Origin of the sequence: Atlantibacter subterraneus, from assembly GCF_007570865.1 — a bacterium.
In the GTDB taxonomy this organism is placed as follows: Bacteria; Pseudomonadota; Gammaproteobacteria; order Enterobacterales; family Enterobacteriaceae; genus Atlantibacter; species Atlantibacter subterraneus.
The window spans coordinates 130,424-144,304 of record NZ_VLPS01000001.1 but is presented as its reverse complement, the minus strand read 5'-3'; the positions used below and the strand labels follow the sequence as shown (position 1 = coordinate 144,304).

The following is a 13,881-nucleotide window of genomic DNA, read 5'->3' as shown; positions in this document are numbered from 1 at the left end:
TGTAGCAATGAAGTCTGGTTCACCTGAATCACAAACCTAATTCTGGATGATAGTTAACCAGAGTGGTGTGCCGATATTCGATGCTGTTTAAAATATTTCGATCCTGCTTCTGAACAGCCTTGATGTAACGCTCAACATAGTGGGCAAATTTTCGGGTGATATGTGCTTGCTTCCCCAGTAATTTTTTACCGGCAATTTTACTTCGCAGGAGAAAATGTCTGAGTTGATATGGCTACTCTCACGCAGTAAAACGGCTTTAGAATAATCGAGTCCCATCCCTTTATTGCGTTTATCCGGGCCGCGATTGATTTCCAGAATAAAACTCTCGCTGTGTTGGATAGTAGAGCGAACCGGTATGGCAAACGTTAATTCATTGAGGCGGATCTGGACTACCCCGTGCCCTCGCACTTTTTCGTTGTTAAACCAGGTATTGGTCGCCATATCGAAATCCAGCGCCTGCAAAAGCACCGGATTAGCCAGATAAAATGACTTATCTAATTTTTTGAGTTCCATCTCTGAACGCTCCATACGAAAAAACCCCAGCTTTCGCCAGGGTTTTAAGGTAGTTGATACAAGGAATTTAGGTTTTTAACGTGGGGATGTTCCTACCGCCACAAACTACCCTGTAAATGCTACCTGAATATGCGCAACAGTCAATCTTGAGGCACTTCGCCAAACGGAATTTTAGGTAGACGCTTAGAGGCTTTTTTTGTCATCGCCGCATAAAAAAACCGCCGAACAATCGGCGGTTTTCTCACTGACCAATCGATTAATAAAAATCGCTGGCGGCGGCTTCGGACTGGGCCATCCATACCGGTTTTTCACTGGTTTTCGACCAGACGCGGTGCAGGTAGCTGTAGAAGCGCGCGCGGTCTTTCCACAGCAGCATCACCGGCAGCGCCACAATGCCTGCCACGATGACCAGAGCGCGACGCAGGAAGACCTGATGCGCAGGATATTTTTTGTATAAAGACATAAGTTTCTCCCCTTTTAGCTGACCGGTAATCTTCACCGGGAATCTGTATCTGTCGAAAATATTACCGTTTTGACTGTAATTTTACTACTCCTCCGACCACTTAATTTAGCCAGAACACCGATCTTTACACTTCACGCCGTAATTAAGTTACATAACGGTTAAATTTTTACTAACCATTAGTTAAATAATGGTCTTTTGGATTTTTATACTTTTTTTACACCTGCCGGGGCAGTTTTTTACAACATCTTTGCACGCCAGTTTTTAACCTTGCTGCAGTCCTGTTTCCCCAATGGAGGTGGATCGTGAGTGCAGGTGTCATTGCCGGCGTGGTGCTGGTATTTCTGTTAATCGGCTATCTGATTTATGCCCTGATTAACGCGGAGGCATTCTGATGGCTTCCAGCGCATTTTTACTGATTGCCGGGTTTATTGTGGTGCTGCTGGCGCTGGCGAAACCGTTGTCGGCTCTGTTAGCCAGACTGATCGACGGGCAACCGCTGCCGGTGCTGGGCCGGGTCGAATCGCTGTTGTGGCCGCTGTGCGGCATTCGCGACGAGGAGATGAACTGGCGGCAATATCTGCTGGCGATCCTGTTGTTCAACGGTTTTGGCCTGGCAGTGCTGTTCGCGTTGCTAATGTTGCAGGGCCATCTGCCGTTAAATCCGCAGGGCTTTCCGGGGATGTCGTGGGATCTGGCGCTGAATACCGCCGTCAGCTTTGTTGCCAACACCAACTGGCAGGCGTATGCCGGGGAGAGTTCGCTCAGCTATTTAAGCCAGATGGCCGGGCTGACGGTGCAGAACTTCCTTTCCGCCGCCAGCGGTATCGCGGTGGTGTTCGCCCTGATCCGCGCGTTCTCACGCCATTCCACCACGCTGCTGGGCAACGCCTGGCAGGATCTCACCCGCATTACGCTGTGGGTACTGTTGCCGCTGTCGCTGGTGCTGGCGCTACTGTTTATCCAGCAGGGCGTGATCCAGAACTTCTCCGACTATTTGCCGATGACGTCGCTGGAAGGCGCGCAGCACGTTTTGCCGATGGGGCCAGTGGCTTCCCAGGAGGCGATCAAACTGCTGGGGACCAACGGCGGCGGCTTCTTTAACGCCAACTCTTCGCATCCGTTTGAAAACCCAACCGCATTAACCAACTTTGCCCAGATGCTGGCGATTTTCCTGATCCCGGCGGCGCTGTGCCTGGCATTTGGCGAAGCGGTGGGCGATCGCCGCCAGGGCCGGGCGATCCTCAGCACCATGACGCTGATCTTCGTGGTGTGCGCGGCGGTGGTGATGTGGGCGGAAACTCACGGCAACCCGCACCTGGTAACGCTCGGCGCAGATAGCGCTATCAATATGGAAGGCAAAGAGAGCCGCTTCGGCATTCTCGCCAGCAGCCTGTACGCGGTGGTCACGACGGCGGCGTCCTGCGGGGCGGTGAACGCGATGCACGACTCGCTGACCGCGCTCGGCGGCATGGTGCCGCTGTGGCTGATGCAGATTGGCGAAGTGGTGTTCGGCGGCGTGGGCTCCGGGCTGTACGGCATGCTGCTGTTCGTGCTGCTGGCGGTGTTCATCGCCGGGTTGATGATTGGCCGCACGCCGGAATATTTGGGTAAAAAAATCGACGTGCCGGAGATGAAACTCACCGCGCTGGCGATTCTGGTCACGCCCGCCCTGGTGCTGCTCGGCAGCGCGCTGGCGATGATGACCGAGGCCGGACGCAGCGCCATGCTGAATCCGGGTCCACACGGATTCAGCGAAGTGCTGTACGCCGTCTCCTCCGCCGCCAACAACAACGGCAGCGCCTTTGCCGGGCTGAGCGCCAATACCCCGTTCTGGAATCTGCTGCTTGCCGCCTGCATGTGGCTGGGCCGTTTTCTGGTGATTATCCCGGTAATGGCGATTGCCGGCTCGCTGGTGGAGAAAAAATCCCAGCCCGCCAGCGTCGGCACCCTGCCCACCCACGGCGCGCTGTTTATCGGTTTGCTGACCGGCACCGTGCTGCTGGTGGGCGCGTTGACCTTTATCCCTGCCCTGGCCCTCGGCCCGGTGGCGGATCACTTTATTCATTAATCTTGCGGAGAGCGATTCATGAGTCGTAAGACGCTGGCCCTGTTCGATAGCGCACTGCTTCGCCAGGCCATGATTGACGCCGTTATCAAGCTTAACCCGCGCGCCCAGTGGCGCAATCCGGTGATGTTTATCGTCTGGCTCGGTAGCCTGTTAACCACCGTGCTGGCGGTGGCGATGGCCGCGGGCGTCCTCAACGGCAGCGCCGGATTTACCGGGATCATCAGCCTGTGGCTGTGGTTTACCGTGCTGTTCGCCAACGTGGCGGAAGCGCTGGCGGAAGGCCGCAGCAAAGCGCAGGCTAACAGCCTCAAAGGGGTACAGAAAACCGCGTGGGCCCGCAAACTGCGCGCGCCGCACCATGACGCGCAGCGGGATAAAGTCCCCGCAGCCGAACTGCGCAAAGGCGATCTGGTGTATGTGGAAGCGGGCGATATTATCCCCTGTGACGGCGAAGTGGTGGAAGGCGGCGCGTCGGTAGATGAGAGCGCGATAACCGGCGAATCCGCGCCGGTTATCCGTGAATCCGGCGGCGATTTCGCCTCGGTCACCGGCGGGACACGCATTCTGTCCGACTGGCTGGTAATTGAGTGCAGCGTCAATCCGGGGGAAACGTTCCTTGACCGGATGATCGCCATGGTTGAAGGCGCGCAGCGCCGCAAAACGCCGAATGAGATTGCGCTGACCATTTTACTGGTGGCGCTGACGCTGGTGTTTTTGCTGGCCACCGCCACGCTGTGGCCGTTCTCCGCCTGGGCGGGCAATGCCGTGAGCGTCACCGTGCTGGTGGCGCTGCTGGTGTGCCTGATCCCTACCACTATCGGCGGGCTGCTGTCGGCGATTGGCGTCGCCGGGATGAGCCGGATGCTGGGCGCGAACGTGATCGCCACCAGCGGGCGCGCGGTTGAAGCGGCGGGCGACGTGGACGTGCTGCTGCTGGATAAAACCGGCACCATCACGCTGGGTAACCGTCAGGCGTCAGCGTTTCTTCCCGCGCCGGGCGTTGATGAACATACCCTGGCCGATGCGGCGCAGCTGGCGTCGCTGGCGGACGAAACCCCGGAAGGCCGCAGCATCGTGGTGCTCGCCAAGCAGCGTTTTAATTTGCGCGAACGCGACGTGCAAACGCTACAAGCTACCTTTGTGCCCTTTACCGCCCAGACCCGCATGAGTGGGATTAATTTCCAGCAGCGGATGATCCGTAAAGGCTCGGTGGACGCGGTGCGCCGTCATGTTGAAGCCAACGGCGGGCAGTTCCCGGCAGCGGTGGAAGGCCTGGTGGAGAACGTGGCGCGTACCGGCGGCACGCCGCTGGTGGTGGCGGAAAACGCCAGAGTGCTTGGCGTCATTGCCCTGAAAGATATCGTCAAAGGCGGCATCAAAGAGCGCTTTGCCGAGCTGCGCAAAATGGGCATCAAGACCGTGATGATCACCGGGGACAACCGCCTGACCGCCGCCGCGATCGCTGCCGAAGCGGGGGTCGATGATTTCCTGGCGGAAGCGACGCCGGAAGCCAAGCTGTCGCTGATCCGCCAGTATCAGAGCCAGGGCCGTTTAGTGGCCATGACCGGCGACGGCACCAACGACGCTCCGGCGCTGGCGCAGGCCGACGTGGCGGTGGCCATGAACTCCGGCACCCAGGCGGCGAAGGAAGCGGGCAATATGGTGGATCTTGATTCCAATCCTACCAAGCTGATTGAAGTGGTGCATATCGGCAAGCAGATGCTGATGACCCGTGGCTCGCTCACCACCTTCAGTATCGCCAACGACGTCGCCAAATATTTCGCGATTATTCCGGCGGCATTTGCCGTGACCTATCCGCAGCTCAACGCCCTTAACGTGATGCATCTGCACTCTCCCGCCTCGGCGATCCTGAGCGCGGTGATTTTCAACGCCCTGATCATTATTTTCCTGATCCCGCTGGCGCTGAAAGGGGTGAGTTACAAACCGCTGAGCGCCGCGGCGATGCTGCGCCGCAATCTGTGGATTTATGGTCTGGGCGGGTTGCTGGTGCCGTTTATCGGCATCAAGGCGATTGATGTCGTGCTGACAGCGTTCGGCCTGGTCTAAGGAGAAAAAAGTATGTCGATGTTACGTCCGGGGATCGTTTTATTACTGTTACTGACGCTGATAACCGGCGGCGTTTATCCACTGTTAACCACCCTGCTGGGACAATGGTGGTTTGCCGATCGGGCAGCCGGTTCGCTGATTTATCAGCACGATCGGCTGCGCGGTTCGCGGTTGATCGGCCAGGATTTCACCCAGCCGGGATATTTTCAGGGCCGCCCTTCTGCCACTGCCGAAACGCCTTATAATCCTCAGGCATCCGGGGGCAGCAATCTCGCCGCCAGCAACCCGGAGCTGGATAAACAGATCGCCGCGCGCGTGGCGGCGTTGCGCGCCGCCAACCCGAAAGCCAGCCCGGCGGTGCCGGTCGATCTGGTGACCGCCTCGGCCAGCGGCCTGGATTATGGGATTTCGCCCGAAGCGGCAGCCTGGCAGATCCCCCGCGTCGCGGCGGCCCGCCAGCTGAGCGCACAAACCGTCGCCCGGCTGGTGAAGGCCCATACCACCACGCCGCTTATCGGGTTTCTCGGCAAACCGGTAGTCAACGTGCTGGCGTTAAACCTGGCGCTGGATGCCAATAAGGACTGAAGATGACTGAGGAGCCTTCGCGCCCCAATCCGGATCGCCTGCTGGCACGCGCCAGCGGGCAACACCGTGGCAAGCTGAAGATATTCTTCGGCGCGTGCGCGGGCGTCGGTAAAACCTACGCCATGCTGACCGAGGCGCGGCGTCTGCACGCGCAGGGGCTGGATGTGCTGGTGGGCGTGGTAGAAACCCACGGCCGCCAGGAAACCGCCGCGCTGGTGGAAGGTTTGCCGGTGCTGCCGTTAAAACGGCTGGCGCATCGCGGTCGGCTGGTGGCGGAATTTGACCTGGACGGCGCGCTGGCGCGCCATCCGGCGTTGATCCTGATGGATGAGCTGGCCCACAGCAACGCGCCGGGCTCCCGTCATCCAAAACGCTGGCAGGATGTGGAAGAGCTGCTGGCGGCGGGTATCGATGTGTTCACCACCGTCAACGTTCAGCATCTTGAAAGCCTGAACGATGTGGTGGGCGGCGTGACCGGGATCCAGGTGCGCGAAACCGTACCCGATCCGATTTTCGATGCCGCTGACGACGTGGTGCTGGTGGATCTCCCGGCGGACGATCTGCGCCAGCGGCTGCATGAAGGCAAAGTCTATATCGCGGGCCAGGCGGAACGCGCCATCGAACATTTCTTCCGTAAAGGCAACTTAATCGCCCTGCGCGAGCTGGCGCTGCGGCGCACTGCCGACCGGGTGGACGATCAGATGCGCGCCTGGCGCGACAATCCCGGTCAGGAAAAAGTCTGGCACACCCGGGATGCGATTTTGCTGTGCATCGGGCGCGGTGGCGGCCATGAAAAGCTGGTGCGCGCCGCCGCCCGGCTGGCGGCAAAACTCGGTAGCGTCTGGCACGCCATTTACGTTGAAACGCCACGCCTGCATCGCCTGCCGGAAACGGAGCGCCGCGCCATTTTGCAGGCGCTGAGCCTGGCGCAGGAGCTGGGCGCGCAAACCGCTACTCTCGCAGAATCGGCAGAAGAAAAAGCCGTGGCGCGCTACGCCCGTGAACACAACCTCGGCAAAATCGTGATTGGCAAACGCCCGCGCCGCCTGTTCTGGCGCGATACCTTTGCCGATCGTCTGAACCGCTACGCGCCGGACCTGGATGTGCTGGTGGTGGCGCTGGAAGACGCCCCTACCCCACCATCAGCCAAACCTGACGATAGCCGCAGCTTCAGCGAGCGCTGGCGCGTCCAGCTTAAAGGCTGCGCGGTGGCGGTGGCGCTCTGTGCGCTCATCACTCTGTTGGCGAGCCGCTGGCTGATCGCCTTCGAAGCGGCGAACCTGGTGATGCTGTATCTGCTGGGCGTGGTGATCGTGGCGCTGTTCTACGGGCGCTGGCCATCGGTACTGGCGACGTTTATTAACGTGCTGAGTTTCGATCTGTTTTTTGTCAATCCGCGCGGCACGCTGGCGGTGTCGGATATGCAGTATCTTCTCACCTTCGGCGTGATGCTGACCGTGGGGCTGGTTATCGGTAATCTTACCGCCGGGGTGCGTTATCAGGCACGGGTCGCCCGCTATCGCGAGCAGCGCACCCGTTCTCTGTATGAGTTATCCAAATCCCTGGCGGTGGGTCGCACCACTCAGGATATCGCTGCCACCAGCAGCCAGTTTATCGATGCGACGTTTTTTGCCCGCAGCCAGCTGTTGTTGCCCAATGAGCACGGCGCGTTAAAACCGCAACCCGACGAAAGCGTGACACCATTCTGGGACGAGGCTATCGCCCGCTGGAGTTTTGATAACGGCCAGCCCGCTGGCGCAGGGACCGATACGCTCCCCGGCGTGCCCTATCAGATTGTGCCGCTGCGCGCCGCGGGCAAAACCGTTGGGCTGGTGATTGTCGAACCCGCGAATCTGCGGCTGTTGATGATCCCCGAGCAGCAGCGCCTGCTGGAAACCTTTACGCTACTGGCGGCGAACGCGCTGGAGCGGCTGGCCCTGACGCGAAGCGAAGAGCAGGCGCGGCTGACCAGCGAGCGCGAGCAGCTGCGTAACTCCCTGCTGGCGGCGCTGTCTCACGATTTGCGCACCCCGCTGACGGTGCTGTTCGGCCAGGCGGAAATTCTAACCCTCGATCTGGCAAGCGAGGGGTCCGCCCATGCCCGCCAGGCCAGCGACATCCGCCAGCACGTGCTGAATACCACCCGGCTGGTGAATAATCTGCTGGATATGGCGCGCATCCAGTCCGGCGGGTTTAATCTGCAACGCGAATGGCTCACGCTGGAAGAAGTGGTGGGTAGCGCCCTGAATATGCTGGAGCCAGGGCTGGCCGGACGGCAGATTGCGCTGGATCTTCCCGACCCGTTGCAGCTGATTTATGTCGATGGCCCGCTGTTTGAACGCGTGCTAATCAATCTGCTGGAAAACGCCGTTAAATATGCCGGCAGCGCGGCGCAGATCGGCATTCGCAGCAAGACGCAGCCCAACTGGCTGGATATTGAGGTGTGGGATACCGGGCCAGGCATTCCTTCCGGTCAGGAACAGGCGATTTTTGAGAAATTTTCGCGCGGAGATAAGGAATCGGCGATCCCGGGCGTTGGGCTTGGGCTGGCAATATGCCAGGCTATTGTGGATGTCCACGGCGGGATAATATACGCCGGTAATCGTCCCGAAGGCGGCGCCAGTTTCCATATTCAGTTGCCGTTGCCTACGCCGCCGGATATGACTGACATGCACGAGGCCCTGTGACTACCGTTCTGATTATTGAAGATGAAAAAGAGATCCGCCGTTTTCTGCGCACCGCGCTGGAAGCGGATTCCCTGCGCGTGTACGACGCCGGGACGTTGCAGCGTGGGCTAATTGAAGCCGCCACCCGCAAGCCCGACCTGGTGATCCTCGACCTGGGCCTGCCGGATGGTGACGGTATCAGCTTTATTCATGAATTCCGCCAGTGGAGCCAGGCGCCGATTATCGTGCTGTCGGCGCGCAGTGAAGAGACCGATAAAATCACCGCGCTGGACGCGGGCGCTGATGATTACCTGAGCAAACCCTTCGGCATCGGCGAGTTGCAGGCGCGGCTGCGCGTGGCGCTGCGCCGCCAGCAAACGCGACCCGAGGGCGACACGGTGTATCAGTTTTCCGGGATTAGCGTAGACATTCCCGCCCGGCGCATTACGCGAGACGCAGAGGAAATCCATCTTACGCCCATCGAATTTCGCTTACTGGCGGTGCTGTTGAACCACCATGGCAAGGTGTTAACCCAGCGCCAGCTGTTAAATCAGGTGTGGGGGCCGAATGCGGTGGAGCATAGCCACTATCTGCGCATCTATATGGGTCACTTACGCCAGAAGCTGGAAATCGATCCGGCGCGGCCCCGGCATTTGCTCACCGAAACAGGCATAGGCTATCGGTTTATGCTGTAATAAAAACAGCCATTACTGAGAGTATCCATGATGAACAAGATCCTCACCTTGTCTGTTGTCGCATTAACGCTTTGCGCCTGTACCGGCACGCAACTCGGCCTGGGCTTGGGTACAGGCTCATCAGGCGTGGGAGTAGGCGCAGGCATGTCGTTCCCGGTCGGCCAGCGGGATGTGCCAAACGATGAACATTATGCGCAAAACATTATTGATGAGATTTACGCCAGAGTAGGCGACACCCGTCCCTGGGCCGGCAAGCTGTGCACCCTACGCATTGCGGCGGATGTAGAAGGCACTGTCCTGGACGTGGCACGCGTAGGAGGCGATGAAAACTGGTGCGAGCGTGTAATGATGGCCGCCACATCGCTGCATACCCTTCCCCCACCACCTGCCGCCCTGGTCGATCGCCTTCAACAGGGTCTTATCGTTGATTTAATCCCCAGATAAACCTGTTTCTTTCGCGGCAATTTGTTAATAAAGATCTACAGAAACCGCTTTTCATTATTTTTATTGCGGGAATAAATAATTGCATTTCCCCACTATTACTCTGCATTTTTATGCATTCTCCTGTGTCGTCTCGCTTACCCTTCACGCGATTGCTTTGCTGTAATGCGATTATTTCTCTTTAATCCACTCTGGGTTAAATCTGAATAATCAAAACGACAAACCGAATAATTAACCACACGGCTAATTTATCCCTTAACCAAAACAATTCAAAGATTGTTAAATAAATTAACCAGGGATTGTTACACAAACACATCCACTAATAACTCCGATAAATAGCAGTAGAATAATCTGCATTTACATGCTCTAACGCCTGTATGTAGTGAAACTAAATCATTTTATTGATACTCGTCACGGTTTATCCTTTCGCCAGAGATAAAATAGCCCCGCCTTTATTTAGAAAAGGATTTAATTATGGAAAACAACAACCGGTTAATGCCGCATATAAGGCGAACCACACATATAATGATGTTTGCCCATCGTAACAGCTTCGATTTCCACTTCTTCAACGCCCGATAGTCACGTCCTGGCAGGTGCGCCGCTGCACGGGCCTCTGCATACCCTTTGCTTTTGGGTTTCAATGCCTGCGCGCGATCGCGTCTGATCTCTGATAAAGCCAATTATTTACTTCAATCGCCGGATTGACGGGCTTTATTCATCCTAAAAAATAGCGTCGATTATTTTGCTGCCGTCTGGCCGCACGATATTCCTTTGCTTAATTTCCGGTGCCATTCAATTTCTTAAATAAAGAAATTGCGGGAAAGTATTGCTTAAATTTCAGGATTACCATGCAAAAGTTAAAAATTGCGGTTAGCCGCATCTGTCCGGACTGCGTTAATACTCAACGGGAAGTCGTTTCAATTATGGATACCGATTTTATTGATGTCGCCGCCGCCGTTGTGGCGTTAGCCGATATCGATAACGGTATTATTGATAAAATCGAACGTACCGGCTTTGGTCTGCCGATTTTTATCGCTACCCATAATAATGAACGGGTGCCCGAACATTGGTTAGCGCGTATCAATGGCGTGTTTGAAATCAGCGAGTCTCGTTCGGAATTCTATGGCCGCCAGCTTGAGGCCGCCGCAGCGAAATACGAAACCAGCCTGAAACCGCCGTTCTTCCGCGCCCTGGTGGATTACGTTAAACAAGGCAACAGCGCGTTTGATTGCCCCGGCCACCAGGGGGGGCAGTTCTTCCGCCGTCACCCGACGGGCAATCAGTTCGTGAACTTCTTTGGCGAAACCCTGTTCCGCTCCGATTTATGTAATGCAGACGTGGCAATGGGTGATTTGCTGATCCACGAAGGCGCGCCGTGCACGGCACAAAAACACGCTGCCAAAGTGTTTAATGCCGATAAAACGTACTTTGTGCTCAACGGCACCTCTTCCTCCAACAAAGTGGTGCTGAATGCGCTGCTGGCACCGGGCGACCTGGTGCTGTTCGACCGTAATAACCATAAGTCGAACCACCACGGCGCGCTGCTCCAGGCTGGTGCGACGCCGGTTTATCTGGAAACGGCGCGTAACCCGTACGGCTTTATCGGCGGGATTGACGCGCACTGCTTCGAAGAGCGCTATCTGCGTGACAGCATCCGTGAAGTGGCAGCCGACCGCGCTCAGGACGCCCGACCGTTCCGCCTGGCGGTGATCCAGTTAGGCACCTACGACGGCACCATTTATAACGCGCGTCAGGTGGTGGATAAGATTGGTCACCTGTGTGACTACATCCTGTTCGACTCGGCGTGGGTGGGCTATGAGCAGTTTATCCCGATGATGGCGGACTGTTCGCCGCTGCTGCTGGAACTGACCGAAAACGATCCGGGCATCCTGGTGACGCAGTCGGTGCATAAACAGCAGGCCGGGTTCTCCCAGACCTCGCAAATCCACAAAAAAGACAGCCATATCAAAGGGCAGGATCGCTATGTTTCCCATAAGCGCATGAATAACGCGTTTATGATGCACGCCTCCACCAGCCCTTTCTATCCGCTGTTCGCAGCGCTGGACGTTAACGCCCGTATGCACGAAGGCGAAGGCGGCAAGCAAATGTGGATGAACTGCGTGGAAGTGGGTATCGACACCCGTAAGCTGATCCTCAATAACTGCCACCATATCCGTCCGTTCGTGCCTGCTACCGTTGACGGCAAAGCGTGGGAAAGCTGGGATACCCAACAGATCGCCCGCGATTTGCGCTTCTTCCACTTTGTTCCAGGCGACAAATGGCATGCGTTTGAAGGCTATGCGGAGCATCAGTACTTCGTCGACCCCTGCAAACTGCTGCTGACCACCCCAGGTATCAATGCCGCCACCGGCGAATACGACACCTTTGGCGTGCCGGCCACCATTCTTGCCAACTTCCTGCGCGAGAACGGCGTGGTGCCGGAGAAATGCGACCTCAACTCGATCCTGTTCCTGCTCACCCCGGCTGAAGAGATGGGCAAAATGCAGCAGCTGGTGGCGCTACTGGTGCGTTTCGAGCAGTTACTGGAGCACGACGCGCCGCTGAGTGAAGTGCTGCCGTCGCTCTGGAAACAGCATCAGGAGCGCTACGGCGAGTACACCCTGCGTCAGCTTTGCCAGGAAATGCATGACTTCTATGCCAGCCACAACGTGAAGCAGCTTCAGAAAGAGATGTTCCGTAAAGAGTACTTCCCGCGCGTGGTGATGAACCCGCAGGACGCTAACTACGCCTTTATCCGTGGGCAAACCGAGCTGGTAAAACTCAGCGATGCAGAAGGCCGCGTGGCGGCTGAAGGCGCGCTGCCTTACCCGCCGGGCGTGCTGTGCGTGGTCCCGGGCGAAATCTGGGGCGGCGCAGTACTGCGCTACTTCCAGGCGCTGGAGGAAGGCATCAACCTGCTGCCGGGCTTCGCGCCGGAGCTGCAGGGGGTGTATGTCGAGGAACAGGACGGTCGTAAACAGGTGTGGTGCCACGTTATCAAGCAGCCCGTGGTGAAAGCGTCAGCACAAAAGGAAATCAGATTATGAGTAAATCCAATAAGATGGGCGTGGTGCCGCTCACAATATTGACCATGGTGAACATGATGGGCTCCGGCATCATCATGCTGCCCACCAAGCTGGCCGAAGTGGGGACGATTTCGATTATCTCCTGGCTGGTGACGGCGTTAGGGTCGATGGCGCTGGCCTGGGCGTTTGCCAAATGCGGGATGTTCAGCCGTAAATCCGGTGGGATGGGTGGTTATGCCGAGTACGCGTTCGGTAAGTCCGGCAACTTTATGGCCAACTATACCTACGGGGTATCGCTGCTGATCGCCAACGTGGCGATTGCGATTTCCGCAGTCGGTTACGGCAGCGAACTGTTCGGCGCGACGCTCAGCCCGGTACAGATTGGTATCGCCACCATTTGTGTACTGTGGATTTGCACCGTGGCCAACTTTGGCGGTGCGCGCATCACCGGGCAAATCAGCGGCATTACCGTATGGGGCGTGATCATTCCGGTCGTCGGTCTGTCGGTGATCGGCTGGTTCTGGTTCAGCCCGTCGATGTATGCCGAATCCTGGAACCCGCACAATGTGCCGTTCTTTGATGCCGTGGGCTCGTCTATCGCCATGACGCTGTGGGCATTTTTAGGGCTGGAATCCGCCTGCGCCAACACCGAAGTAGTTGAAAACCCGGAACGCAACGTGCCGATCGCGGTACTGGGCGGGACGCTGGGCGCGGCGGTGATCTACATCGTCTCGACCAACGTGATCGCCGGGATTGTGCCAAATATGGATCTGGCGAACTCCACCGCGCCGTTCGGGCTGGCCTTCGCGCAAATGTTCACGCCTACCGTGGGTAAAGTGATCATGGGCCTGATGGTGATGTCCTGCTGTGGTTCGCTGCTCGGCTGGCAGTTCACGATTGCCCAGGTGTTTAAATCCTCGGCAGATGAAGGTTACTTCCCGAAAATCTTCTCGAAAGTGTCTAAAGCTGAAGCTCCGGTTAAAGGCATGCTGACGATTGTGATTTTCCAGAGCGTGCTGGCGCTGATGACCATCAGCCCGTCGCTGAACAATCAGTTCAACGTGCTGGTCAACCTGGCAGTTGTCACCAACATCATTCCGTACATTCTGTCGATGGCGGCGCTGGTGATTATCCAGAAAGTGGCGAAGGTCGATCCGGGCAAGGCGAAAGCAGCAAACCTCGTGGCATTGGTCGGAGCGATTTACAGCTTCTACGCGCTCTACTCCTCCGGTTCCGAAGCAATGCTGTATGGCGCTATCGTGACCTTTATGGGCTGGACGCTGTACGGGCTGGTATCACCGCGCTTTGAATTGACTAACAAACACGGCTAATCGAAATTCAGCCGTAAAAAAGGGAG

At 57.2% G+C, this 13,881-nt stretch carries 12 protein-coding genes; 10 read left to right on the top strand and 2 right to left on the bottom strand.

The features are described from left to right. Nucleotides 1-87: 87 nt before the first annotated feature. Both FND52_RS00675 and FND52_RS00670 read right to left on the bottom strand, forming a co-directional pair. On the bottom strand, nt 88-513 hold the full coding sequence (locus FND52_RS00675; protein ID WP_244290528.1) for a hypothetical protein: 426 nt from the start codon (nt 511-513) through the stop codon (nt 88-90). Between the two features lie 256 nt (nt 514-769). Then, nucleotides 770-976 carry a YbfA family protein gene (locus tag FND52_RS00670; RefSeq protein WP_125294523.1) on the bottom strand — a complete coding sequence of 69 codons (207 nt, stop codon included), beginning with the start codon at nt 974-976 and terminating at the stop codon, nt 770-772. A 302-nt stretch (nt 977-1,278) separates the two neighbouring features. Here FND52_RS00670 and kdpF point away from each other — a divergent pair, with 302 nt between their 5' ends. The 10 genes from kdpF to potE all read left to right on the top strand — a co-directional run bounded on the left by kdpF (nt 1,279) and on the right by potE (nt 13,855). Next, nucleotides 1,279-1,368, top strand: a complete 90-nt coding sequence (gene kdpF, locus FND52_RS00665; RefSeq protein ID WP_125294524.1) for a K(+)-transporting ATPase subunit F — start codon at nt 1,279-1,281, stop codon at nt 1,366-1,368. Further along, nucleotides 1,368-3,044 (top strand): potassium-transporting ATPase subunit KdpA, encoded by a 1,677-nt coding sequence (gene kdpA, locus FND52_RS00660; RefSeq protein ID WP_144128999.1) that lies wholly within the window; start codon nt 1,368-1,370, stop codon nt 3,042-3,044. The genes kdpF and kdpA overlap by 1 nt, the downstream gene beginning before the upstream one ends. Nucleotides 3,045-3,062: 18 nt before the next feature. Further along, a complete protein-coding gene (gene kdpB, locus FND52_RS00655) occupies nt 3,063-5,111 on the top strand; it encodes a potassium-transporting ATPase subunit KdpB (protein WP_144128998.1) in 2,049 nt (682 codons plus the stop codon). 12 nt (nt 5,112-5,123) lie between these two features. After that, nucleotides 5,124-5,696: a potassium-transporting ATPase subunit KdpC gene (gene kdpC / locus FND52_RS00650; protein WP_144128997.1), complete on the top strand. Its 573-nt coding sequence runs from the start codon at nt 5,124-5,126 to the stop codon at nt 5,694-5,696. Between the two features lie 2 nt (nt 5,697-5,698). Then, nucleotides 5,699-8,383 (top strand): two-component system sensor histidine kinase KdpD, encoded by a 2,685-nt coding sequence (gene kdpD / locus FND52_RS00645; RefSeq protein ID WP_144128996.1) that lies wholly within the window; start codon nt 5,699-5,701, stop codon nt 8,381-8,383. After that, nucleotides 8,380-9,057 (top strand): two-component system response regulator KdpE, encoded by a 678-nt coding sequence (gene kdpE / locus FND52_RS00640; RefSeq protein WP_125294529.1) that lies wholly within the window; start codon nt 8,380-8,382, stop codon nt 9,055-9,057. Before kdpD ends, kdpE begins: the two co-directional genes overlap by 4 nt. Before the next feature lie 27 nt (nt 9,058-9,084). Next, a complete protein-coding gene (locus FND52_RS00635) occupies nt 9,085-9,501 on the top strand; it encodes a cell envelope integrity TolA family protein (protein ID WP_144128995.1) in 417 nt (138 codons plus the stop codon). A gap of 471 nt (nt 9,502-9,972) precedes the next feature. Beyond that, nucleotides 9,973-10,077, top strand: a complete 105-nt coding sequence (gene speFL / locus FND52_RS00630) for a leader peptide SpeFL (RefSeq protein WP_106875989.1) — start codon at nt 9,973-9,975, stop codon at nt 10,075-10,077. 269 nt (nt 10,078-10,346) lie between these two features. Then, nucleotides 10,347-12,545 (top strand): ornithine decarboxylase SpeF, encoded by a 2,199-nt coding sequence (gene speF, locus FND52_RS00625; protein ID WP_144128994.1) that lies wholly within the window; start codon nt 10,347-10,349, stop codon nt 12,543-12,545. Further along, entirely contained in the window at nt 12,542-13,855 is a 1,314-nt protein-coding gene (gene potE, locus FND52_RS00620) for a putrescine-ornithine antiporter (RefSeq protein WP_125294532.1), read from the top strand. The genes speF and potE overlap by 4 nt, the downstream gene beginning before the upstream one ends. The last annotated feature ends 26 nt before the right edge of the window (nt 13,856-13,881 follow it).